At 70.4% G+C, this 23,121-nt stretch carries 19 protein-coding genes; 11 read left to right on the top strand and 8 right to left on the bottom strand.

Going from position 1 to position 23,121, the window contains the following annotated elements; all coding sequences use genetic code 11:
- Positions 1–849, bottom strand: a complete 849-nt coding sequence (locus tag ACGFK0_RS27940) for a fumarylacetoacetate hydrolase family protein (protein WP_392909969.1) — start codon at positions 847–849, stop codon at positions 1–3.
- Positions 850–1,029: 180 nt separating this feature from the next.
- Between ACGFK0_RS27940 and ACGFK0_RS27935 the strand changes: the two genes are divergently transcribed.
- From ACGFK0_RS27935 to ACGFK0_RS27910, 6 genes are all read left to right on the top strand, one after another.
- Positions 1,030–2,655: a bifunctional 3-(3-hydroxy-phenyl)propionate/3-hydroxycinnamic acid hydroxylase gene (locus tag ACGFK0_RS27935; protein WP_392910228.1), complete on the top strand. Its 1,626-nt coding sequence runs from the start codon at positions 1,030–1,032 to the stop codon at positions 2,653–2,655.
- Between the two features lie 6 nt (positions 2,656–2,661).
- On the top strand, positions 2,662–3,129 hold the full coding sequence (locus ACGFK0_RS27930) for a nuclear transport factor 2 family protein (protein ID WP_392909967.1): 468 nt from the start codon (positions 2,662–2,664) through the stop codon (positions 3,127–3,129).
- On the top strand, positions 3,126–3,515 hold the full coding sequence (locus ACGFK0_RS27925; protein ID WP_392909965.1) for a cupin domain-containing protein: 390 nt from the start codon (positions 3,126–3,128) through the stop codon (positions 3,513–3,515). The genes ACGFK0_RS27930 and ACGFK0_RS27925 overlap by 4 nt, the downstream gene beginning before the upstream one ends.
- Before the next feature lie 94 nt (positions 3,516–3,609).
- Positions 3,610–4,494 carry a VOC family protein gene (locus ACGFK0_RS27920; RefSeq protein WP_392909962.1) on the top strand — a complete coding sequence of 295 codons (885 nt, stop codon included), beginning with the start codon at positions 3,610–3,612 and terminating at the stop codon, positions 4,492–4,494.
- Between the two features lie 170 nt (positions 4,495–4,664).
- The gene (locus ACGFK0_RS27915) at positions 4,665–5,789 is read left to right on the top strand and encodes an acyl-CoA dehydrogenase family protein (RefSeq protein ID WP_392910226.1); all 1,125 of its coding nucleotides are present in this window, start codon (positions 4,665–4,667) and stop codon (positions 5,787–5,789) included.
- A gap of 111 nt (positions 5,790–5,900) precedes the next feature.
- Positions 5,901–6,881, top strand: coding sequence for an NAD(P)H-quinone oxidoreductase (locus tag ACGFK0_RS27910; protein ID WP_392909960.1), 981 nt, complete (start codon positions 5,901–5,903; stop codon positions 6,879–6,881).
- Positions 6,882–6,975: 94 nt separating this feature from the next.
- Here the strand turns inward: ACGFK0_RS27910 and ACGFK0_RS27905 are convergent, their stop codons facing one another.
- Positions 6,976–7,641 carry a TetR/AcrR family transcriptional regulator gene (locus tag ACGFK0_RS27905; RefSeq protein ID WP_392909958.1) on the bottom strand — a complete coding sequence of 222 codons (666 nt, stop codon included), beginning with the start codon at positions 7,639–7,641 and terminating at the stop codon, positions 6,976–6,978.
- 128 nt (positions 7,642–7,769) lie between these two features.
- Here ACGFK0_RS27905 and ACGFK0_RS27900 point away from each other — a divergent pair, with 128 nt between their 5' ends.
- The 4 genes from ACGFK0_RS27900 to ACGFK0_RS27885 are packed head-to-tail and all read left to right on the top strand — an operon-like array spanning position 7,770 to position 13,300.
- Positions 7,770–8,894, top strand: a complete 1,125-nt coding sequence (locus tag ACGFK0_RS27900; RefSeq protein ID WP_392909956.1) for a VOC family protein — start codon at positions 7,770–7,772, stop codon at positions 8,892–8,894.
- Positions 8,891–9,823, top strand: coding sequence for a fumarylacetoacetate hydrolase family protein (locus tag ACGFK0_RS27895; RefSeq protein WP_392909954.1), 933 nt, complete (start codon positions 8,891–8,893; stop codon positions 9,821–9,823). The genes ACGFK0_RS27900 and ACGFK0_RS27895 overlap by 4 nt, the downstream gene beginning before the upstream one ends.
- Entirely contained in the window at positions 9,820–11,385 is a 1,566-nt protein-coding gene (locus tag ACGFK0_RS27890) for a bifunctional 3-(3-hydroxy-phenyl)propionate/3-hydroxycinnamic acid hydroxylase (protein WP_392909952.1), read from the top strand. Before ACGFK0_RS27895 ends, ACGFK0_RS27890 begins: the two co-directional genes overlap by 4 nt.
- 31 nt (positions 11,386–11,416) lie before the next feature.
- Positions 11,417–13,300: an acyl-CoA synthetase gene (locus ACGFK0_RS27885; RefSeq protein WP_392909950.1), complete on the top strand. Its 1,884-nt coding sequence runs from the start codon at positions 11,417–11,419 to the stop codon at positions 13,298–13,300.
- A gap of 137 nt (positions 13,301–13,437) precedes the next feature.
- Here ACGFK0_RS27885 and ACGFK0_RS27880 read toward each other — a convergent pair whose 3' ends face one another.
- The 4 genes from ACGFK0_RS27880 to ACGFK0_RS27865 form a co-directional block, all read right to left on the bottom strand.
- The gene (locus ACGFK0_RS27880; RefSeq protein ID WP_392909948.1) at positions 13,438–13,944 is read right to left on the bottom strand and encodes a pyridoxamine 5'-phosphate oxidase family protein; all 507 of its coding nucleotides are present in this window, start codon (positions 13,942–13,944) and stop codon (positions 13,438–13,440) included.
- A gap of 117 nt (positions 13,945–14,061) precedes the next feature.
- Positions 14,062–14,709, bottom strand: coding sequence for a hypothetical protein (locus ACGFK0_RS27875; RefSeq protein ID WP_392909946.1), 648 nt, complete (start codon positions 14,707–14,709; stop codon positions 14,062–14,064).
- Positions 14,710–14,761: 52 nt separating this feature from the next.
- Entirely contained in the window at positions 14,762–16,906 is a 2,145-nt protein-coding gene (locus ACGFK0_RS27870) for a PQQ-binding-like beta-propeller repeat protein (protein ID WP_392909944.1), read from the bottom strand.
- Positions 16,903–18,981: a serine/threonine-protein kinase gene (locus tag ACGFK0_RS27865; RefSeq protein WP_392909942.1), complete on the bottom strand. Its 2,079-nt coding sequence runs from the start codon at positions 18,979–18,981 to the stop codon at positions 16,903–16,905. Before ACGFK0_RS27865 ends, ACGFK0_RS27870 begins: the two co-directional genes overlap by 4 nt.
- A gap of 505 nt (positions 18,982–19,486) precedes the next feature.
- On the opposite strand from ACGFK0_RS27865, the gene ACGFK0_RS27860 reads away from it, so the two are divergent.
- A complete protein-coding gene (locus tag ACGFK0_RS27860) occupies positions 19,487–20,332 on the top strand; it encodes an alpha/beta fold hydrolase (RefSeq protein ID WP_392909940.1) in 846 nt (281 codons plus the stop codon).
- A 278-nt stretch (positions 20,333–20,610) separates the two neighbouring features.
- Here ACGFK0_RS27860 and ACGFK0_RS27855 read toward each other — a convergent pair whose 3' ends face one another.
- Both ACGFK0_RS27855 and ACGFK0_RS27850 read right to left on the bottom strand, forming a co-directional pair.
- The gene (locus ACGFK0_RS27855; RefSeq protein ID WP_392909938.1) at positions 20,611–21,804 is read right to left on the bottom strand and encodes a hypothetical protein; all 1,194 of its coding nucleotides are present in this window, start codon (positions 21,802–21,804) and stop codon (positions 20,611–20,613) included.
- Positions 21,801–23,117 carry a hypothetical protein gene (locus tag ACGFK0_RS27850; RefSeq protein ID WP_392909936.1) on the bottom strand — a complete coding sequence of 439 codons (1,317 nt, stop codon included), beginning with the start codon at positions 23,115–23,117 and terminating at the stop codon, positions 21,801–21,803. The genes ACGFK0_RS27855 and ACGFK0_RS27850 overlap by 4 nt, the downstream gene beginning before the upstream one ends.
- Positions 23,118–23,121 lie beyond the last annotated feature (4 nt).

The raw sequence follows: 23,121 nt of genomic DNA, 5'->3' as shown, positions 1-23,121 counted from the left end.
TCAGGCACTTGCCACAACGTTGCGGAGCAGCCCCACACCGTGGATCTCGACCTCCACGACGTCACCGGGCTCCAGGAACGTCGGGGGCTCGCGGAACATGCCGACGCCGCCCGGCGTGCCGGTCACCAGCACGTCACCTGGTGACAGCGGCGTAAAGCGGGAGACATAGGAGATCAGGGACGGGATCGAGAAGATGAGGTCCGCGACGGAGGCGGACTGCCGGATCTCACCGTTGACCCGGGTTTCGAGCTTGAGCGAGGCGACGTCATCGATCTCGTCCGCGGTGATCAGGCAGGGGCCGAACGCCCCGGTTCCGGGGAAGTTCTTGCCGGGGATCCACTGGGAGCTGTGCCGCTGCCAGTCGCGCACGGTGAAATCGTTGTAGCAGGAATAGCCGGCGACGAACGACATCGCCTCGGCCTCCGGGATGTGTGAGCCGCGCTTGCCGATCACCACCGCCAGCTCGCCCTCGTAGTCGAAGCGGTCGCTCTCGGTGGGGCGCAGTGCGTGGGCCCCGGAGGCGATCTGCGTGTCGGCGAACCGGGTGAACAGTGTCGGGTGCTGTGCCTCGCTGCGCCCGGTCTCATCACGATGTGCGCGGTAGTTCACCCCCGCGCAGATGATCTTCCCGGGGTCCGGGACGACCGGGAGCAGGTCGACGTCGGACAGCCGCCGGTCGGGTCCGGCGACGCCCGCGACCACCTCGGCGACCCGCTCGAGGGCGCCGGCCTCCAGCACCGCCCGGATGCTCGGAGTCTCCGGCAGGCGCGTGGAGACGTCGATGATCGCGTCCTCGTGCAGGGCGCCGAATCGGACGGCTCCGTCCACACGGTAGGTCAGCAGCTTCACTTGACGGTCCTTCGGATGTGGGTGCGCAGGCCGCACGAACGTGTCGGCGGTCACAGACTGCGCCACAGAGAAACGACTAGTCAAGTAAGAATCGACTCTTGCATTAACTCTCGGCTGCTGTAATCATCGTCACACGCTTGCGGCCATCGGACGGAAGGGGTTGCGTTGAGCTGGGAGAACGTGTCCGGGGACACCCGCGGCCGACCGATTGGCGAACGATCGGGCAGCGGCGGCCAGCCCGGAACCGAGCCCGCCTCGCCACCGGAGGTCGTCATCGTCGGGGCCGGACCGGTCGGCCTGGCGTTGGCCAATCTGCTGGCCGACCAAGACGTCGGTGTCCTGGTCTTGGAGGCGGAGCGGAGCTGTGCCGACGAGCCGCGTGCGATCAGCCTCGTCGATGAGTCCCTGCGCACGCTCCAGGCCATGGATCTTGTCTCGGAGATCGAGCCGGACCTGGTGTGGAACGCCGGCTCCAGCTACTTCGGTGTCCATGGGCAGCCGCTGGTCGTCGCGGCTCCCGGCCTGGCACCGCTGGGGTACCCGCAGAAGAACTTCTTCGACCAGCCCGGGCTCCAGCAGGCGCTGCTGAAGGGTGCCGAGGCCCGGAGCAAGGTGACCGTCGCGTTCGAGAGCCGCGTGGAGCGTCTCGCCCAGAGCGCCGACCACGTCGAACTCACCGTCAGCGGCCCGAGCGGGACCCGAGTCGTCCGTGCCGCCTATGTCGTCGGGTGCGACGGCGGCCGTAGCAGGATCCGCGCCGAACTGGGCATCGAGATGCGAGGCTCCTCTCAGCAGGAGCCCTGGATCGTTCTCGACTTGGCCAATGACTCCCATGACCAGCGGATGGCGCTGTTCCACTGCGTGCCCGCACGTCCAGCGGTGATCGTTCCGGGCATGGCCGGCCGTTGCCGCTATGAGTTCATGCTGCTGCCCGGCGAGGACAAGGAAAAGGTGCTCGAGCACGAGTTCCTCCAGCAGTTGGTCGCGCCCTACCGCGAGTGCCTGGAGCCGCGGGACGTGCGCCGCAGCGCCGTCTACGTGGCGCACCAACTGGTCGCCGAGCGCTGGCGCGACCGGAGGGTCCTCCTGGCCGGGGATGCCGCTCACCTGATGCCGCCGTTCGCCGGGCAAGGCCTCAACAACGGCCTGCGCGACGCGCGGAACCTGGCTTGGAAGCTCGCCGCCGTCGTCCGAGGGGAAGCGGCTGAATCGCTGCTCGACACCTACGACGAAGAGCGCCGCCCGCACGCCACCGAGATGGTCCGGCTCTCCCACCGCATGGGGCAGCTGATCATGACGACGAATCCGCGCCGCGCATGGCTCAGGGACGTCCTGTTCCGCATCGCCGGCGTGGCACCGCCGGTCAAGCGGTGGCTCGGCTCGATGAAATGGGTCAAGCAGGCGAAATTGGAAGGCGGCTTCGTCGCCGATCCCAACGGCTCCGCCCGGGTCGGCGGATCCCTTCCCCAGCCGACCGTGCTGGACGGCCGCGGTCGCCGTCGCCGACTCGACGACGTGATCGGCCGCGGATGGGCCCTGCTGGTCGTCGGCGCTCACCGGCACGACCGAATCCCTGCGGCGGCGACGCCGTTCACGGCGTTGAACCCGGTTCTGATCCGGGTCCTGCCTCCCGACCGCGTTCCCCGGGACGGCGAGATGGCCGAGTACTGCGACCTGGAGGGCACCATCGCCACCTCTGATCGCACCACGTTCCTTCTCGTGCGTCCCGACCGCGTCATCGCGGCCGAGTTCGACGCCTCCCAGGCGCGCGCCGTAGCCGACGCCCTACTCGCTCGCTGGCACTGAGGTCTCATGGAACACGCTCCGAAACCACCGGCCACGCCCGTTGCTCCCGCCACGTGGATCGCTCTGAACGAACTGATCACGCGACACGCCTGGGTGCTCGATCACGGCGACCCTCGCGACCTCGGCAGCCTCTACACCGAGGACGGCTCCCTGATCGGGCTTGGGGAGCCGCTCGTGGGACGCGCGGCGATCGACCGGTGGGCGCTCGAACGCGCCGAGATCACCGACCGGACCTCACGCCACGTGCACACCAACGTGCGCATCACCGTCGACGACGACGGTGTGCACCACGGTTTGATGACCACGCTGCTGTTCCGCCACGACGGCGAGGGTCCCGGGCCCACCACGCCCTTCATCGTGAACGACTACCAGGACACCTACCGGCAGGAGCCGGACGGAACCTGGCTCATCGCCGAGCGGGTGATGCGGCGGGTCTTCATCGACGGCAGCCGGATCGGAGGCACTTCCCGATGAGCACGATCGACCCACGGCCGGGGATGTACCGGCTCACCGAGATGGAGCGCGACGTCGTCCGCGAAGGACTGACCCGGGTGGGTGTGCGGGGCGACGACAGCATCGTCACCGTCAACTGGTTCGAGCCGGGCTTCCGGACCCGCGGGCCGCACTCGCACCCGTTCGACCAGCTCAGCTTCGTCTTCACCGGGACGCTGGAGATGACCGCCGGGGACGAGACGTTCGTGCTCCAAGCCGGCAGCGTCCTGCGGATTCCCGCCGACGTCCCCCACTCGGCACAGCCCATCGGCGATGAGGTCGTGCTCAACGTCGACGTCTTCGCCCCGATACGGGAGGACTTCCGCTACCTGACGAGCTATCAGGACGTCGAGGAGAACGACGGCTGACAAGCGCGAGCATCTCGCGGTCGCACCCACGACCACCGGCGCGGCGCCATCCGCCGCAACCTGGCCACCACCCCGCCTAGCAAGGGAAGCAGCGGTGAAGGAAGACCTCCAGCTCGGATACCTCGTGATCGACGCCACCGACCTCGATCATTGGGACCGGTTCATGCGGAACACGATCGGTTTCATGCCGGGCCCGGTGCTGCACGACGGCACACGGTGCTACCGCATGGACAAGTGGTACAGCCGGTTCCAGGTCCAGCCCGGCGAGCGCGACGACGTCGCCGTCATCGGGCTGGTCGCCAGAACACCGGCGGTTCTCGCCGACCTGCGCGAGCGCATCGAGGACGCCGGGATCACGGTCACCGACGCCGGCGCCGCGCTGCGAAAGCGGCGCCACGTCGGTGAGCTGATCTGCTTCACAGCCCCGGGCGGCGTCCAGGTCGAGGTCGCCGCCTCCCCCGTCCAGTCCCGGGTGCCGTTCCACTCCCCGGCCGTTCCCAACGGCTTCCTGACCGGCCTGCAGGGACTCGGCCACGCGGTCCTGATGGTCGACGACCTGACCGAGGCGCAGACGTTCTGGCTGGACGTCCTGGGGTTCGAACTCAGCGACGGCTCGTCGGAGGAGACGCCCAACGGCGAATCACGGGCGGTGTTCCTGCACTGTAACCGCCGCCACCACAGCATCGCCTTGGTGCGGCGACCGGAACGGTCCACTTACGCCAAGAACCTCCTGCACTTCATGATCCAGGCCAATGAGATGGACGCGGTCGGCTTGGCGTTCGACCGGGCGCTGGATGCGAAGCTGCGGATTCCGCGCAGCCTGGGCCGCCACCCCAACGACCGCATGTTCTCCTTCTACGCCACCACCCCCGGCGGATTCGACTACGAGTTCGGGTGGGGCGCCGTCGAGGTCGATGACGACTGGGAGGTCGCCCAGTACGACCACATCAGCGCCTGGGGCCACCGCAGGCTCACCTGAGCCCCATGACCCATGCCGGAACCAGCGTGGGTCGGCCCTTGCACTTCGATTTCATCCACGTGTCCCGCGCCCAGCGGCACCACGTGGCATTTTCAGAAAGAGATATCACTTTGCACGCATCCAACGGCCACAGCCCTGTGCCGGCCGGGAGCCTCGCCGACCTGGACGCTCTGTTGAGTGACGAGGAACGCGCGATCCGCGACACCACGCGCCGGTTCGCCGACGAGCACCTCAAACCCAACATCGGACGCTGGTTCGACGAAGGCGTCCTGCCCCGTGACCTCGCCGTCGAGTTCGGCAACCTCGGCCTCCTCGGCATGCACCTGGACGGTTACGACTGCCCGGGCCTCAACGCCACGAGCTACGGGCTGGCCTGCATGGAGCTCGAAGCCGCCGACAGCGGCATCCGCAGCTTCGTGTCCGTCCAGGGCTCCCTGGCCATGTACAGCATCCACCGACACGGCTCACAGGAGCAGAAGCAGCAGTGGCTCCCGGCGATGGCCGCGGGGCGCGCGATCGGCTGCTTCGGGCTCACCGAGCCCGACTTCGGCAGCGACCCCGCCGGCATGCGCACTCACGCCAAGCGAAACGGCACCGACTGGATCCTCAACGGATCGAAAATGTGGATCACCAACGGAGAGATCGCCGATGTCGCCGTGGTGTGGGCGCAGACCAGCGAGGGGATCCGCGGCTTCCTGGTCCCCAAGGGCACCCGCGGGTTCACCGCCACCGCGATCAAGAACAAGCTCTCCATGCGGGCCTCGGTCACCTCGGGACTGTCCTTCGACGACGTCCGGCTACCAGCGGATGCGGTCCTGCCCGGTGCGCTTGGGCTCTCCGGACCGCTCCGCGCCCTCAACGAGGCCCGGTTCGGGATCGTCAACGGAGTCGTCGGTGCCGCCCGCGACTGTATCGAGACCGCCCAGGAGTACGCGCTGAGCCGGGTGCAGTTCACCAGGCCGATCGCCGGCTACCAGCTCACCCAGAAGAAGCTCGCCGACATGACCGTCGAGCTGATCAAGGCTCAGTTGCTCGCTCTGCACCTGGGCCGCGCCAAGGACGCCGGGACGCTGACGCCCGTGCTGGTGAGCGTCGGCAAGCTCAACAACGTGCGAGAAGCCCTCAAGATCGCACGAACGTGCCGCACCATCCTCGGCGGTTCCGGCATCACCACCGAGTACTCGCCGCTCCGCCATGCCGGCAACCTCGAATCGGTGCTGACCTACGAAGGCACCGTCGAAGTCCACACGCTCACCGTTGGCCGTGCCCTGACGGGCATCAACGCCTTCACCTGAACCGGACGGGACGGGAGACGACCATGAACGAGGTGTTCGTCATCGACGGCGCGCACGCCGATCGGCCGCTACGCGGGCGCGCTGGCAACGCGGTGGGGGAAAGGTGATGAAGTGAGAGCAGTGATCTGTGACGGGACCGGCGGCCCCGAGACCATGAGCTGGGGTGAGACCGCGACCCCGCGGCCGGCCGCCGGCGAGGTACTGGTCCGCGTCACCGCCACCGCGGTCAATCGAGCGGATCTGGCGCAGCGGGAAGGCCGATATCCGGTACCGCCCGGCGCTTCCCCCATTCTGGGCCTCGAATGCTCTGGGATCGTAGCCGAGGTCAGCGCAGGGGTCTCGACCGTAGGCGTCGGCGACCCGGTGATGGCGCTGGTGACCGGCGGAGCATACGCCGAACTCGTCGCGGTGCCGGCAGAGCAGATCATGCCCGCGCCCAAGAGCATCCCGCTGGCGGACGCCGGGGCGCTGCCGGAGACCTTGTGCACGGTCTACTCGAACCTCATCCGCGACGCCGGCCTGCGCGCGGGGCAGACGGTACTCGTCCACGGTGGCGGCTCCGGGATCGGCACCACCGCCATCCAGGTCATCCGGGCCTTCGGCGCCGTACCGCTGGTCACCGTCGGCTCCCCGGAGAAGGCCGCCCGCTGCATCGAACTGGGCGCGGAGCTCGCGATCGACTACCGACGCCAAGACTTCGTAGCCGAAGTACGGCAGGCCACTGGCGGGCGCGGCGTCGACGTGCTCTTGGACTGCGTGGGCGCCAACTACCTGCAACGCAATATGGACGCATTGGCGAACGACGGAACCGCGCTGGTCATCGGCCTTCAGGGAGGTTCTCAGGCGCAAATCGACCTGTCCGGCCTGATGCGCCGCCGGCTCAGCTTGCGAGGCTCCACCCTCCGCGCCCGGCCAGCGGACCAGAAGCGAGACATCGTTGCCGGAACGGTCCGGGACCTCCTCCCCTTGGTCGAGCGCGGAGAGATTCGCCCCATCATCGATCAGCGTCACCGGATCGACCGGGTAGCCGACGCGCACACCTACGTCGGCGCGGGACGCAATTTCGGGAAGGTCCTGCTCAACGTCAGGTGACTGACCAGGTGAGGAGTGGGGGCGAGCGTGCTCACGTCGACGGCACCGGGCGCCGTGATCGTGCCACGGCCCGGTTCGAGGAGCCGGCACGTAGTCAGGCGGCCTGTTCGCCTTGAAGGAGCGGGGACAAGTCCGGGAGGGGGCGGGCGCAGATCTCGGTGGCCTCGGCGGCGGTCAGGCCGAACATGCGCAGCAGGTCTTCGGTGATGTGGTCGGTGGCCTGCGCTGCGTCGCGTTCGGGATGGTCGTGCAGGAGGCGGCCGAGGGCCAGGACGGCGCCGCCGACGATGGTGAGGGCGAGGTCGGGGTCGCGGATCGCGTTGAAGCGTCCGGTCCGCATTCCGGCGATGATGTCGCGGTGGGCCCGGGGGGCCAGCCCCTTGTCCGAGGAGATCAGGCCGAGGCCACTGTTCAGCAGGACTTTGCTGAGCTCGGGGTGCAGGCGATGCAGACGGCCGGTGAGCCGGAAGGCTTGGGCGAAGACCTCGGCCGGGTCCGCCAGGTCGGCGGTGACCGCGTCGAGGAGGGCTCCGTGGCGGTCGAGGGCCTCTTCGATCGCGGCGTCGAACAGCTGCTCGCGGCTGTCGAAGTGGTTGTAGAAGGACCCGAGCCCGACGTCGGCCGCCTGGGTGATCTCCAGGATCGGGACGTTCAGGTTCTCCTGGGCGATGAGCGTCCGGGCGGCGCGGATGAGCGCGGCCCGGGTGCGGGCCTTGCGCCTGTCGGTGCGGTTGCCCGTACCGCCGTTCCGCTCTGGCATCGCATCCCCTCCCCCTGGTGACCCGGCCAGTCTACGCGTCGGTTCACTCCTGATCGAATCGTCACTTGGCCGGTAAGTGATGCTAACGTCGTTAGTGACGTTTTCATCAGAATTAGGGGAGAGCCGCAGTGAGTGATCCGCACACTGGGTTGCACAGCGAGTTCGAGGCGCTGCCGGGCGAGCATCCGGGACGGGCCGCCTCGCCGGTGGTGAAGGTCGCCGGGCTGGCGTGGCTGGAGTTCCAGAAGCCCGATCTGGACCGGGCGGAGGTGTTCGCCCGCGCGTTCGGGTTCAATGTGGCGTTGAAAACCGCAACCGAGGTGCACCTGCGCGGATCCGAACCGGGCGCCCCGTGCGTCCTGATCCGCAAAGGGGAGAAGTCGCGCTTCCTGGGGCCGGCGTTCCGCGCCGCCGACCAGGCCGACCTGGCGCGCCTGGCCGACGCGGCCGACGCCACGGTGGCCGAGCTGCCCGAGAGCCTGGGCGGGTCCGCCGTCAACCTGACCGACCCGAGCGGGCTGCGGGTCCGGGTGGTGTCCGATACCCGCGACCTGGTGGCACTGCCGTCCCCGGCGCCGCTGGTCCACAACTTCGGTGACGACGCGCCGCGGATCAACACCCCCCAGCGTCCGCCGCGGGTGCCCGCCACCGTGCGGCGGGTCGGGCACGTGGTGCTCCAGACCACCCGGTTCCGCCGGACCCTGGACTGGTACCTGGAACACCTCGGGCTGATCGTCAGCGACTTCCTCTATTACGCCGGGCAGCGCGATCGGGGCCCGACCATGGCGTTCATCCGCTGCGACCGGGGCAGCACGCCCAGCGACCACCACACGCTGGCCGTGACGCTAGGGCCGTCCAACCGGTACGTGCACTCCGCCTACGAGGTCAGCGACCTGGACGTCCTGGCGGCGGGCGGCCAATACCTGCTGGAGCAGGGCTACGACCGCTCGTGGGGAATCGGCCGGCACATCCAGGGCAGCCAGATCTTCGACTACTGGCGCGATCCCGACGGGTTCCTGGTCGAGCACTACACCGACGGGGACATGTTCGACTGCACCCTCGAACCCGGCTGGGCGGCGATGACCGCCTCGGGGCTGGCCCAATGGGGTCCGCCCGCGACCAAGGACTTCCTGGGGATCAAACCGGGCCGCGCGTCCCTGGCCGAACTGCGGGCGATCACCCGCACCCTGGGCGAGGACAACGAGTTCGGCCTGCACCGGCTGCGGGGCCTGCTGAAGGTGGCGTCGTCATGACCGTCACCGTGCTGCGTACCGCGGAGGCCTGGTGGGTCCAGACCGGTGACGGCGCCGTGCGCATCACCACCTCGGCGGCCACGACCGGGCAGCTGCTGGCCGACCGCGACGCGATCGACGCCGCGGCGTCCGGCGGGCCGGCCGTCCCGGTGGAGAGCCTGGCGCTGCTGTCACCGGTGACGGCCCCGTGCCGGGTCGTGGCGCAGATGACGAATTTCGCCTCGCACGCCAAGGACTCCGGCATGGACCCGGCGTCGGTCCCGCTGACGTTCTTCCGCAAGTCCTCCGGCTCGATCAGCGGGCCGTTCGACGACGTGGTCAAGCCCGCCCATGTGCGGCTGCTGGACTACGAGGTGGAGATCGGCCTGGTCGCCGGGCGGACCCTGCACGTCGGCTGCCAGGTCGACGACCTCGCCGACTGGGTGGCCGGGCTGGTGGTCACCAACGACGTGTCCGCGCGCGACCTCCAACTGCCCAAGACCCAGTTCTACGAGGCCAAGTCCTACCCGTCCTTCACCCCTGTCGGGCCCCGGCTGGTGCTGCTGGACGCGGGCGAGCTCAAGCGGCTCGCGGACCTGAGGCTGAAGCTCACCGTCAACGACGAGGTCCGCCAGGACACGACCGCCGCCGACATGATCTACCAGCCGGTACAGGCGCTGCGGACGCTGGCGGGATTCCAGCGGCTGGATCCGGGAGACCTGCTGCTGACCGGGACGCCCGTCGGCACCGCGCTCAGCGCCCCGCCCAAGCCGGTCGAAGTCATCGGATCGCTCCTGCCGGCGGCCGTCAAATGGCGGATCTTCTTCGAACGGCAGGCCAAGAACCCCCGCTATCTGCGCGACGGCGACGTCATCGAGGCGAGCATCGCCACCGACGATGGTGCGATCGACCTCGGTGTGCAGCGCACCGTGGTCAGGCACGCGCCATGACCGGCCACAACGGACCGAGTGGGCACGACCAGGTCCCGGTGGTGGTCATCGGCGCCGGGCCGACCGGGCTGACCGCGGCGATCCTCCTCGCGCAGAACGGAATTCCGGTACTGGTCCTGGAACGCTGGCCGACCGTCTACCCGCAGCCGCGGGCCGTCCACCTCGACGACGAGGTCTACCGGATCCTGGGGTGGCTCGGCGTGGCCGACGGCTTCGCCCGGGTGTCCCGCCCGGCCATGGGGCTGCGGCTCCTGGACGGCGGCCTGAACGTGCTCGCGGAGTTCCGGCGCGGCACGGCGGCCGGACGGCATGGCCTCCCCCAGGCCAATATGTTCGACCAGCCCGAGCTGGAAGGCATCCTGCGCGACCGGCTGGCGGCCTACCCTCAGATCACCCTGCGCGGCGACAGGGAGGTCACCGGCATCTCCCAGGACGCCGACGGCGTCACCGTCACCTACACCGACCTGGCCGCCGGTGATCACACCTCATGCCGCACCCGGTACGTGCTGGGCTGCGACGGAGCCAACAGCTTCGTCCGCACCGGGGTCGGCGCCAGGATGCGGGACCTGAGGTTCGAGCAGCGGTGGCTGGTCATCGACGCTGCCACCGACGCCGACCTACGCCAGTGGGACGGAGTCCACCAGGTGTGCGACCGGCGCAGGGCCGCCACTTACATGCGCATCGGCGCAACCCGCTACCGGTGGGAGTTCCAGCTCCTGCCCGGCGAGACCTCCGCCGACTACCAGGACCCGGACAAGCTCCTGCCGCTGCTGGCGCCCTGGATCGGCGCCGTCGCAGCCGACGAACTGGAGCCGGTGCGAATCGCCGAGTACACCTTCCGCGCCCAGATCGCCGACCGGTGGCGGGACCGCCGCGTCTTCCTGCTCGGCGACGCCGCCCACCTCACCCCGCCGTTCATCGGCCAGGGCATGGGCGCCGGCCTGCGAGACGCGGTGAACCTGTCGTGGAAGCTGGCCGCCGTCCTGCACGGCGCCCTATCCGAAAGCATCCTGGACACCTACGAGGCCGAACGCAGACCGCACGCCCGGATCATGATCCAGATGGCCAAGGCCATGGGCATCGCCATGACCAGCGGCGGTGAGATCGGGACGCTGCTGCGCCGCGTCATCGCACCGCACCTGAACCGCGTCCCCGGCTTCAGCCGCTTCGTCCTGGACGGCCGCACCCCGGCGCTCAGCCGCACCGCCCTGGTGGCACGCCCCTTATGGCGCAGGGGGCCGGCGGGCACCCTGTGCCCCAACGCCGCGCTCACCGACTCCCTGCGGCTCGACGACATCGCCGCAGGCCGGTACACGATCGTCGCCACCACGCCGCCGACCCCGGAGCAGGAGCACCTCATCGACCGGCGCGGCGGCTGCTGCGTGACCGCCGAGCCGGGCACCGACCTGCACGGCTGGCTGCGGCGCGGCCGGACGGCGGCCGTCCTGGTCCGGCCCGACGGCACCGTCGCCAGGACCGGCCGCGACCTGGGCGAGCTGTGCGCCGCGCTGCCCGACCTCAGCCGCACCGCCTTCCCCGTCCAGCCCAGTCCGTCTCTTTGATCACCGCCCTTCCGCCTCTCGAGGAGACACCATGACGCCCGCCCCGCACACCCAAGGCGACCGTCCCCTCGTCCTCTTCCCCGAGGACGTCCCTGCCATCGAGACCGTGCCGCTCACCGACCGCGGCCTGCCCGCCAGCACCTACGAGCTACTCGCCCGCACCGCCCATACCCGCGCCGACCGGCCTGCCCTGCACCTGCTGGGCGAGAACGGCGCCGCGTGGCGGGACGCACCCGCCTGGACCTTCGGACGACTGCTGGAGGAGGTGCACCGGGCGGCCAACGCCTACCTGTCGCTCGGCCTGCCCGAAGGCGGCGTCGTCGCCCTGATGCTCCCCAACCTCGGCGCCACCTACGCCGCACTGCTCGGCGCCCAAGCCGTCGGCATCGCCAACCCGGTCAACCCCATGCTCGCTGAAGACCACCTGGTGGAGATCCTCACGCTGACCGGCGCCCACCTGCTCCTGGCCCCCGGGCCAGACCTCGCCCCGGACCTGTGGGCCAAGGCCCAGCGGATCGCAGCCCGGCTGCCCCGTTTGCGGGCGCTCGCCGCCGTCGGATCCCCTCCCGGCCCCGGCGACATCGCCACCGACTTCGGCGCGCTCACCCGTACCCAGAGCGGCGACCGGCTCGACAGCCCGCACCGTCCCTCCCCGGGCGACCTGGCCGCCTACTTCCACACCGGCGGCACGACCGGCATCCCCAAGATCGCCCCCCACACCCACGCCATGGAGGTTTACATGGCCTGGGCCCTGGGCTGCTCCGGCGCCTACCTCGACGACGCCGTCGTGCTCGCCGGCCTGCCGCTGTTCCACGTCAACGCCGTGCACGTGACCGGGCTCGGCCCCTTCATGCACGGACGGCCGGTGGTCTCCCTCGGCCCGCTCGGTTACCGCGACAAGGCCCTCATGGCCGATTTCTGGCACATCATCGCCCACTACAAGATCAGCAGCTTCTCCGGCGTGCCCACCGTCTACGCCAACCTCTCCGCCGTACCCGAAGGCGTCGACCTGTCCAGCCTGCGCGCCGGAGCCGTCGGTGCCGCCCCCCTGCCCAAGAAGGTCCGCACCACCTTCGAGGCCGCCACAGGCGTCCCCATGCTCGAGGGATACGGGCTGACCGAGGCGACCTGCGCGACCGCGGCCACCCCCGCCTTCGCACCCCGCGAGGGCACCGTCGGGCTGCGCCTGCCCTACCAGCACGTCAAGGCCGTCACCGTCGATGCCGACGACCACCCCATCGCCGACTGCGAACCCGGCCAGACCGGCGTCCTGGCCATCAAGGGCCCCAGTGTCTTCCCCGGTTACCTGCGCCCCGGCCCCACCGGACCCGCCTCCGACCCCATCGGCAAGATCTTCGACGGCTGGCTCCTCACCGGCGACCTGGGCCGCGTCGACGCCGACGGCTACCTCTACCTCACCGGCCGGGCCAAAGACCTCATCATTCGCGGCGGGCACAACATCGACCCCGGCCCGGTCGAGGAGTCCCTGCTCGCCCACCCCGACGTCACCGCCGCCGCCGTCATCGGCGCCCCCGATCCGCACTCGGGCGAGGTACCCGCCGGCTACCTCGTCCTCACGCGAAGCTCCCAGGCAACGGAGGAAGACCTCCTGGCCTGGGCCCGCGCCCACGCCCCCGAACCAGCCGCGGCCCCCAAAACGGTGGACATCGTCGACGCCCTGCCCACCACCGCCGTCGGCAAGATCTACAAACCCGCCCTCCTTCAAGACGCTGTCGGCCGCCTCGTCGCCGACGAACTCACCCGGACGGGACTGACCGGACGCGTGGAGGTCGGCATGCGCGACGGCCGCCCCCACGCCCGCATCCACCCCACCGACGGCGACGCAGACGGGTACGGCCCGCTGTCGGCGGAACTCGACCGCTACTCCTTCACCCACGAGATCACCGCCCCATGAGGAGGGGGCAGCACGGTTCGGCGACAGCACCGGTGGCACCTTGTGCGATCGGACTTAGTCACTCCATCGACACGCGGTCACGGAATCCACCGGCACAGGGAAGCACACTGGGAACGACGCCTGTCGCCGTTCGAGCACTAGGCCGGATGCCGCCAGGGCATCACGGGTGCGCGATGGTCGGAGGCGATGCCGTGCAGGGCGCACGGCTGGCGCGGCTCGCGGGGGCACAGCACGAACGCCTCGCTGACCGTCGCGCGATACAGGCGCCACGCCGCCGGTGCGGTGACGTCCTCGATCGACAGGACGCCCCCGCCCCGGCTGGGGTCTCCGGGGTAGATCTCGATACCGCGGTCCAAGTCGCGGCCGGTCAGCTCGGCGGCGGTGCCGGACAGGTACACCGCGCGGCCGTGGTAGGCCGGCACCGTCGAGTCGAAGATCACCATGCTCAGCCGGGGACGCACGGCGAGGTTGCGGGAGTGCTGCGCGTCGGGGCTGGACACCCAGAAGATCTCGGCGTAGTCGGCGGCCGCGAAGTAGACGGGCGACGTCCACGGGGTGCCGTCGGCGTCGGCGGTGCCCAGGATCACGTACAGGTTGTCATCCATCAGGCCACGGGCGTGGGCGTCCAGGTCGACGCCGGTCATGACGCCGGTCCCGCTTCCGGGGACGCGGTCGGGTTGAGCATCGTGACCTCCTTGTTCGACGGTGCACAGCCAGTCTGCCGGGCGGCGCGCATCTGGACATCCGTGCTGAGCACTGAGTCACTGCGCCCGTGGTGAGATGCCGTAGATCTGTTGGCCGTCGCCCACGTTCAGAAGTACAACCGGTTCTCTATCCGTACTGGCCTCCCCGGTGGCAGCGGAGGCTCCAAGGGCTCGTCCATGGGGACGTCCGACCAGTCGAACCGGAACGGGCCTTCCTTCGGCTCGGATGGGATCCGGCCCATCAGTTCGAATGTGGCGACCGGCTGCCCGGGGCGGTGGACATCCAATTTCAACTTGATGAAGCCGTCGAGCGCCGAGCCAGGCGAGCGCGTGCCCGAGGTGGATCGGCACGAGCGGATCTTCGGGGTCTGCGTCCAGCGCCGCCCGCGCGGCCTCAGCGGCGAGTTCGGCGACGGGGCGGCTCACGTCGTCCCAGTCGTCTTCCTCCACGCCGTTGAGCGGCGGACCTTCCAGGTCGTAGTCCCAGCCGGAGTTCACCTCGTTCTCCACGTCGGTACAGAGGCGCAGCTCGAACGCCGCAGCCAGAGAGCGGCCTATCGCCACCGTCGCGGGATCGGCGTGCTCGGCGGCGTTGTAGCAGGTGCGCGCCTCGGCGAGGAGCGCACCGATCTCGTCGGTGCCGTGGTCGTCCCAGAAGCGGTAGGCGCACTGGGCGAGGAGATCGAGGGCGCGTTCCACAATCATCCGGGAAGCCTGGCATATCCGGACTGCCGGCCTCGGCCGAAAGAGCTTGAGTTCAGCCGAGGTGGAAGGCGTGCAGGGTGGTGCCGTGTGCGGCGGCGAGGGTGGGGCCTTTGGTGCTGAGTTCCCATTGCCTGTTGGAGACAGGGGTTGTTACGGGGTAATTCCAGACGATTTGGCCTGTCTTGGCGTCCCAGGCGTAGAGTCCCGAGCCCGTGGTGCCTGCCACGCCGATGCAGATCAGCCCGCCGGCGACGACCATTGGGGCGGTGTCGGACACCGGAGTGTGAGCGGACCAGAGACGCCTGCCGGTGCGGGCATCGAGGGCGACGAGTTGTGGGCTGTCCAGGACGAAGGCGTATCTCCCGTCGACCCGAAAGCTTCTTGTCTGGCCGCCGGGCGAGGTCGGCGTGTAGGTCCATCGCTGCCGTCCGGTGGACGCGTCCAGGGCGTAGATGGTCGGCCCGTTCATGTAGACCAGCCCATTGGCCACGGTCACGTTGAGCAAGAGCTCGTCCTTGTCGTCAGGGTCCCTTTCGGCGTTGGGGAGGTCTGCGCTCCAGACCTTCCGGCCGGTATCGGACGACAGCGCGTCGAGAGCGGCGCGAGAGGAACTGGCGAACATCAGATCACCGTCGCGCGGCATCACGAGCATCGTCTCGAACGGCCTTGACCACCGGACCGCGCCCGTCGTGCTGTCGAGCCCGAGGTGTCTGCTCTGGCCACCCTCCTTGGTCGCGCCGACAAGAATCGTGCGGCCTTGGACGCCGTGGCAAATGATGGACGTGTACGACGCCTGCGGCCACTGGCGTATCCAGAGGCGGCGGCCGGTGGCCGGGTTCAGGCCGGTGATCGTTCGATCCCCGGTGAGGACCAGCAGGTCGTTGGTCGGGGCGATGAGCTCGGGGAACCGGTATTTCGCCGGCGCGTTGTAGGTCCACTTGACCGCCTGGGACTCGTCCCTGGCGACGACCACGCCTTCGGAGTTGGCCGTCGTATAGATGAGGGTCGGCCCGACGACCATCTGGCCGGTTTCCAACCAGGTCTGCCGTCCGGTGGCCAGCGAGTAGCAGCGGAAGTCGTCCTCGAAGACCTTGCGGGCGACCGAGATGATCGATCGAGGGCGGACCACGAGGCCGATGTCGTCCACGTCTTCGATCGTGGTTCGCCACAGCAGCTTCGGAGGGGAGAGCCGGACTCCCTTCTCGCCCTGGGTCGCGACCAGTGCGGCGGCGGTTCCGCCGCCGACGGCGGCGAGTCCGGCGGCGGCCCCGCCGATGAGCAGCCGCCGCCGGTTGTGGGCCCTGGCGAGCGTCCGCAGATCCAGGACGAGGGTGTCCTCCCGCTGCCGCAGCTCCTCACCCATGTCGCCGGGGAGCCAGCCGGGCGTGACCGGCTGGGCGGCCAGCAGGGCCGGCAGCAGGTTCGCGGGCGGACGCCGGTCGGAATCCCGGCTGAGGCAGGCGCTCACCAGCTGTGCCAGGAAAGCCGGGACGCCGCGCAGGTCGGGTTCTTCGTGCAGGGTCCGATGGATGATCGTGGGGACCGCGTCCTTGCCGAACGGCGGACGGCCGGTGGCGGCGAAGGCCAGCACGGCGCCGAAGGCGAACACGTCGGCGGCCGGTGTGAGCCGTGTCCCGTGGATCTGCTCGGGGGACATGTAGCCGGGAGAGCCGATGAACTGGCCCTCCCCCGTGAGTGTGGCGGTGTCGGCGGCCTTGCTGATGCCGAAGTCGATGACCTTGGGGCCGTCCTTGGCGAGCAGGATGTTGGCCGGTTTGAGGTCGCGGTGCAGCAGGCCCGCCTCGTGGATGGCGATCAGGGCCTCGCCCAGTCCGGCGCCGAGGGTGCGCAGCAGCGGCTCGGGCATGGGCCCGTACCGCTCGATCGTCTCCTTCAGGCTGAGGCCGTTGACGTACGCGATCGCCAGCCACGGGACGGTGCCGTCGGGTTCGGCCTCGACGACCGGGCTGGTGAACGCGCCGCTGACCTTCTGGGCGGCCTCGACCTCGCCCCTGAACCTGGCGCGGAAATCGGGGTCTCCGGCGAGCTCGGGCCGCAGGACCTTGATGGCCACCGCTCGTCCCGCCGGGGACGCGCCCAAGTAGACCACGCCCATGCCGCCCTCGCCCAGGCGCCGCAGCAGACGGTACCGCCCGATGCGATCGGGATCGCCGGGCTCCAGCGCCGCCGCCGTCATCGCCCCGCCTGGAAACGGTAGAGCCGCTTGTGGTCGGTCGCGAAGACCGACGAACCGGACACCGCGACTTCCCAACCGCGCTGCGAGTCCGCCGGCCCCCGGTGCGCCCACAGTGCCCGGCCATCGGTCCCGGCGACGAGAATGCCCTGGGACGGGCCTGTCGGGTCGTTGAAGGCGGCCGCGACGAGGCCGCCGGCCGCCGCGATGTGTCCCCGGTCGCCGGCGAACGGTTCTGGACCGGCCAGCGTCCACCGGGCGGCGCCGGTCGCCTGGTCGTAGGCCTGGAGAACCTCTTCCTTGAAGATCACGTTGCCGCCTGCGGGAATGACGGTGTCGAAGTGCTTGTCGGTGTCTCGCGACCACACGGGCCTCCCGGAGGCGGTGTCGACCGCCTGGAGGGTGTCGCCGAAGTTGCCGAAGACCCGCCCGCCGGCGACCGAGATGTCCAGGCTCGCGCTGTCCCGGTCGCCGCCGCTCTCGGACCAGGTGCGGACCCAGCGCTTGCGGCCCGTGACGGGGTCGAGTGCGGCGAGGGAAGGCTCGGTGCTGAGGTAGAGGCTGGACTGGTCGACCGCTCCGGAGGCGAACCCCCGGCCGGGGAGGTGCCACCGAATCTCGCCGCTGGTCAGATCCAGCGCCCAGACGTCCTCACTCGAACGCACGATGACCGTGTCGCCGACCACACCGAGGACGGACGAGGGGTTGACGTCGCGCGGCGTGGGAAATTCCGTGGTCCGTCCGGTCGGGGCGTCGACCAACGTGATCTTCTGGTCCTCGAAGTCGCCGACCACGCCGCCGAGGACGACGAACGTCGATCCGCGGGCGGGGTTGCCCGAATACGCGGCGTTGGCTTTGTCCTTCGCCCACAGTTGCCGCCCGGAGCCGGCATCCACCCCGTACATCTCCTGTCCGCCGCCCCAGAGCACGACGCCGTCCGCCACCAGCACCATCGACGCCCCGGTGACAGGCTGAGGCGGGGTGAACGTCCACGCAGGCGGGGCCGCCGCGGCGAGGGCGGTGGCGCGGGGCACGGGCCTGGCGGGCTTGGATCCCCCGCGGGTCATCACCCAGCCCGTCGTCCCCGCGCCGATGCCGGCCACGGCGACCGCACCGGCCAGTCCCAGGATCCGGCGTCGCCCGACCCTGCCCGCCTCCGTGTCATCGACCCGCGGCGCCGGCGGGGGCGTGACCGGCTCCGACGCCGCCCTGGTCGCCTCGGCCTCCCTGGCCGCCACCTCCTGGCGCAGCGCGGGTGAGTTCAGTGCCTGAGGATCGGCGGGGGTCAGTGCGGCGAGCACCGACTCCAGGGCGGGACGTTCGGCCGGCTCCTTGGCCAGGCAGGCTGCCAGCAGTTCACGCAGTGACGCGGGAACGCCGTCGAGGCACGGCTCTTCGTACATGACCTCATAGAGCACTCTGGCCGGGTCCCGCTCGCCGAACGGCTTGACCCCCGAGGCCGCGTAGACCAGCACACCCGCCATCGAGAACACGTCCGCCGCGGGCCCGGCGTCCCTGCTTCCGGCGATCTGCTCGGGAGCCATGTAGGCCAGCGTGCCGATCATGGCGTCGGTGCGGGTGAGCCGCGTGGCGTCGGTGACCTTGGCGATCCCGAAGTCGATGATCTTGGGGCCGTCCTCGGCCAGCAGGATGTTGCCGGGCTTCACATCGCGGTGCACCAGGCCGGCCCCGTGGATCGCTCGAAGCGCTTCCGCCAGTCCCGCGCCCAGAGCCCGGACGGCGGACTCGGGCAACGTTCCGACGCTCGCGAGGGCCTCGCTCAGCGTGGGCGCAGGGACGTAGCCGGCGGCGAACCAGGGCTGTGGCGCGTCGGCGTCGGAGTCCAGCACCGGGGCCGTGTAAAGCCCGCTCACCTTGCTCGCGGCGGCGACCTCGCGACGAAATCGCTCCCGGAAGGCCGCCTCGTCGGCGAACTCCCGCCGGATGAGCTTCAGCGCAGCCAGCCGAGCGCCCGGCGATCGGGCGAGAAAGACGATCCCCATCCCGCCGGCGCCGAGCCGGGCGAGGATCCGGTACGGCCCGACCCACACAGGGTCCCCCGGTTGCAGCGACCGCACGCCCACCCCCAATTCAAATGAACATATGTATCTATACGTTCATGAGGACGCACACAACCCGCCGCAGCTCACTCGCCCGCCTCACTCGGTTTCCCGGCCCTGGTGGAGCCGGGGGACGCCCAAGCCATCGACGGTGCACCCGCCGCTACGCAGTTCCCTCAGACCCGGCTCGCCGATTCCGACCTCGGCCGAATGCCGATCTGGAACCGGCGGTGCCTCCTCATGACCGCGAGGTCAGCCGGATGACCGGGAGAGCGCGGTCGGTCGTCTCCTGGTACGTCGTGCCACACGCAGGCGCCAACTTTGCGGGGGCCTGGCACGGACGCCGACCGGGCGCATACGTCAAAGTGCCGGGCTCAGCCAGGCACTACCTTTCCCTGGCTGAGCCGGTGCGGCAGACCGACACTGGCGACGCGGGCGTGGCGATGCCCCGGTCGACTCGGCCATGTCCGCGCCGGAGGGGTTCCGCCCTCCGGGCCTTGACGTAGATGGCGGAGGGAAATCGATGTCCACCACTTCCACGCTGGTTCACGTTCACGGCTTTTGGCACGGCTCCTGGTGTTGGAGCGAAGTCATTCCCCACGTGGTCGCCGCCGGTCGCCGAGCCGTCGCGGTGGACATGGCGGGGCACGGGCTGTACGCGCGCCGCCCTCGGTGGTTCACCGAAAAGCCGTACAACCCTGAGGCAGTCCGCACGGAGGTTTCACCGGTCGCGGACGTGAGCCTCGACGATGCGGCCGATCTGCTGACCTCGCAGATCAAGCGGATCGGCGGTGGCGAGCCGGTCACGGTGGCCGCCCATAGCGCGGCCGGCCCCGTGCTGACGCGAGTGGCCCAGCAGACACCCGGCCTGGTCGCGCACGCGGTGTACCTTTCCGCGTACATGCCGGCATCCAATGTGCCGGCTGCGGCATACACGCGGATGCCCGAGGCCGCCGATGACCAGGTCGCGCCACTGCTGCGGGGGGACCCGGCCCAGATCGGCGCGCTGCGGCTGGACTTCCGCACGGACGACGCGGCCTACCGGCGGCGGCTTCACGAGGCGTTCTACGGCGACGTAGATCCGGTCCTCGCCGACGCCGCCACCGGCCTGCTGACGCCCGATGGCCCGATCGGCATCATGCTCGGCACCACTGCCCTGACCCGAGACGGCTGGGGGTCGGTGCCGCGCACGTACCTCACCTGCGCAAGGGACATGGCGATCCGTCCGGCCCTGCAAGCGAGGTTCATCGCCGAGGCGGACGCGGCCTTCCCGGACAACCCGACGTCCGTCGTCGCACTCGACGCCTCCCACTCGCCATTCCTCTCGATGCCCGACGAGGTGGCCGGCATCATCACCTCCCTCGGCTGACACGACGCCGGACCTCACCCACGCGGCCGAGTATCGAAGCCCACCCGGGCGCGAACTCGACCCGCAGGTCGTCGCCCGGATAAACCGGGCACAGCGCGCGGCGTCCATGCGCGGCGTGATCAGGTCGTGACAGCCCGGCCTGGCGGGCGAGCAGGACGGTGAGCTCGTCGTGGTGCTGGCGTTCGACGTGGTCGGCGACCGGATCCGGCACATCTGGGCGATGCGGAACCCCGAGAAGCTCCGCTCCTGGACGGCGAGCGGCAGGCTCCGTTGACGTGTCAGTGCACGGCCAGGGCCTGCGCGACCTCCTGTGCCGCCGCGTACGCGCCGCGGACCGCGTGCTCGCCGCTGAGGGGACGGCGTTCGTCCGCCTCCTCGTAGTTCACCTGGACCAGCAGGGCGCCGTCCCGGAAGACGACCACGCCGGGCACGACTCCCGGGACGTGCGCGGCGAACGCCTGGTCACCGAGACCGGTGACGGCGTGGAAGTACTTCCGGTCGTGGACGCTGAGCGTTTCCTCGGCGCGGGCGTCGTCGTGCCGCATCGTGTACTCGCGGGTGGCGAGCCGGGGCCCGTCGAACAGGTCGGTGCCCGGCACGACCGCCGCCGTGACGGTGAGTTCGCGGTCCGCCGACGTCCGTGAGCAGCCGCGGTGGTCGGCGTCCTTGATGGCGAGGCCGCCGCTGCCGCTCGTTCCCGACGGGCCGGGAGTCTGCTCGCCTCCTAGCAGGCGGTTCAAGGTCCGTTCGGATATCGAGCCGCACAGGTCGGGGATCTTGCGTGCCGGCGACGGGTCCGGGGCGGGGGCGATCGCGGGACGGGACGGGGTGCGTGCGCCCAGGCGGTCCACGACCTCGGCCGCGGCGGCGAACGCGCCGTCCCGTGCGGTCCGCTCCGGGATCGACCCGCGGGCGTCGCGGTACTGGACGGAGACCGTCGCGTTCCCGACGCGTGCCACGACCGACACGCCGGCGGACGGTGCGAACTGCACGAGTGCCTCATCGCCGAGTCCCGTCACCGCCCGGGTGGTCGCGTCGGACCATCTCGGACCGAACGACTTCATGGCGGCGGCGAGGGGTGACCGCCCGGTCGCCGGACCGGACGGCGAGAGGGCGGCGGTGCCGTGGGTCAAGGTGAGGGCGATGGACAGGTGGTGGCGCGATCCGTCGTCGCTCCCCGACGACCACATGCATTCCCCGTCCCGGTGGCCGTCCTTCATCATCCGCGGTTCGGTCACCAGGCGGCCGACGGTGGCGGGCGAGATCCCGCAGCCCACCGGGATCGCCGTGATGACCGGCCCCGCCGGGATCCGGTCGGGCCCGGCGGGCGGATCGGGCAGCCGGTCGAGGCTTCCGGGCGCCGGCGACGTCGCCACCAGGACGACGGCGAGCACGGACACGATGATGAACGCGAACACGATGGCGCCCGTCTCGCCGGCGCCGGAACGCGGTCGCGATGCCGCCTCGGTCATGATCGCAACGACCTTTCCACCGCGACGGCGACCGTGTAGGCGCTGTCGATCAACATGCGTCCGCGCAGTTCCGTCTCCTGGTCGGCGCCCTCATAGGCCACCTCGATCAGGACGTTGCGTTTCTGGAAGACCACCACGCCCACGTCGCCCATAGACCCGATCCCGGTCTTGGTGACCGCGAACGCCCGGTCGCCGGGCCCGGCCAGCGGCGTGAAGCCGGTGAACGCCGTGATGCCGGGGAGCCTGCCGCTGCGCAGGTTCCGGTGGAGGCCCAGGTAGTGGCGCGTGGCGGTGTGGACCGCCATGCCCGGTACCCGGTCTTCCCCGACCGCGAGCGACACCGTGAGCGTGCGCGACCGGCCCTCGTCCGTGAACTCGGACGTGCGGGCCTTCCACGTGCAGGATTCGACGGACATTCCGGTCTCGTGGATCGCGGGGAGCAGGTTCGCTCTTCCCCGCCGCCGGTACGCGTCGCGGGCGACCATGTCGACCGTGCGGCCGGGGACCGCGTCACAGGGTTTGGGGACCCTGTTCAGCGGCGGCGTGACCGGGCGCTTCACGGTGCTGAGCACGGGACTCGCCGCCGTTCCCAGGGCCTTCGCCGTTTCCGCCGCGGCGGCCAGGGCCCCGTCCATCGCGGTCTTCTCCGGGATCGTCCTGCGCCGGTCTCCGTCGGCGTCCCATCCGCGGTAGCGGATCGTCGCGACGGCGTTGCCCTCGCGGAAGGTCACGATGGCGCCTTCGGTCTCGGTGTCCGCCGAATAGCGAGCGGCGGCCTCCGCGCCGAGGCCCTCCACGATCTTGGCCGGGTCGGCCCCCACGCGGCCCGGCCCGGCCCCGCCCACCATCTCCATCGCCTCGCTGATCGGTGACTGACTGCGGCCGGACGCGAGGGTGATGGTGACGTCGAGGACGCGCTCGTTCGCGAAGTCGCCGACGCACCAGTCGCACTTGGCCTTCCCGTCGTCCAGCGAGTACCACATGCAGCTTCCGGGGCCGCCGCGCCGGAAGACGCCGCCCTTCTCGGCGTCGGGGTCGGACCCGGGCGCGAGCCTGGCGGCGGTGGCGTCCGACACTCCGCAGTTGCGGGGAAGCTTCTCGATGATCCGGCCGGCGGGAACGCGGTCGGCGCCCGCGGGCGCCGGCAGCAGGGGCCCGTCGGCGATCCCGCCGCTGGGCGCCGCCCCGCGGGCGACGGCCACCGCGACCGTGACGCCCAGGGCGAGGGCGAGCGCCCCTGCCACGGCCGCGATCCGCCATCTGCGGTCGGTCCGGAGGCGGTGCGCCAAACCGGCGGGTTCGGGATCGGACACTCGG

This window comes from Spirillospora sp. NPDC048823 (genome assembly GCF_043198445.1).
Classification (GTDB): Bacteria; Actinomycetota; Actinomycetes; order Streptosporangiales; family Streptosporangiaceae; genus Spirillospora.
Note: the sequence above shows the minus strand (reverse complement) of the source record. Positions and strands in the feature narration are given on the sequence as shown.

What these genes read in the sequence shown, in the direction of transcription:
- ACGFK0_RS27930 (WP_392909967.1), top strand. Translation starts at nt 2,662, where the DNA reads ATGGAACACGCTCCGAAACCACCGGCCACGCCCGTTGCTCCCGCCACG.
- ACGFK0_RS27925 (WP_392909965.1), top strand. Translation starts at nt 3,126, where the DNA reads ATGAGCACGATCGACCCACGGCCGGGGATGTACCGGCTCACCGAGATG.
- ACGFK0_RS27905 (WP_392909958.1), bottom strand. Translation starts at nt 7,641, where the DNA reads ATGCCAGAGCGGAACGGCGGTACGGGCAACCGCACCGACAGGCGCAAG.
- ACGFK0_RS27895 (WP_392909954.1), top strand. Translation starts at nt 8,891, where the DNA reads ATGACCGTCACCGTGCTGCGTACCGCGGAGGCCTGGTGGGTCCAGACC.
- ACGFK0_RS27890 (WP_392909952.1), top strand. Translation starts at nt 9,820, where the DNA reads ATGACCGGCCACAACGGACCGAGTGGGCACGACCAGGTCCCGGTGGTG.
- ACGFK0_RS27885 (WP_392909950.1), top strand. Translation starts at nt 11,417, where the DNA reads ATGACGCCCGCCCCGCACACCCAAGGCGACCGTCCCCTCGTCCTCTTC.
- ACGFK0_RS27880 (WP_392909948.1), bottom strand. Translation starts at nt 13,944, where the DNA reads ATGACCGGCGTCGACCTGGACGCCCACGCCCGTGGCCTGATGGATGAC.
- ACGFK0_RS27875 (WP_392909946.1), bottom strand. Translation starts at nt 14,709, where the DNA reads ATGATTGTGGAACGCGCCCTCGATCTCCTCGCCCAGTGCGCCTACCGC.
- ACGFK0_RS27870 (WP_392909944.1), bottom strand. Translation starts at nt 16,906, where the DNA reads ATGACGGCGGCGGCGCTGGAGCCCGGCGATCCCGATCGCATCGGGCGG.
- ACGFK0_RS27860 (WP_392909940.1), top strand. Translation starts at nt 19,487, where the DNA reads ATGTCCACCACTTCCACGCTGGTTCACGTTCACGGCTTTTGGCACGGC.
- ACGFK0_RS27855 (WP_392909938.1), bottom strand. Translation starts at nt 21,804, where the DNA reads ATGACCGAGGCGGCATCGCGACCGCGTTCCGGCGCCGGCGAGACGGGC.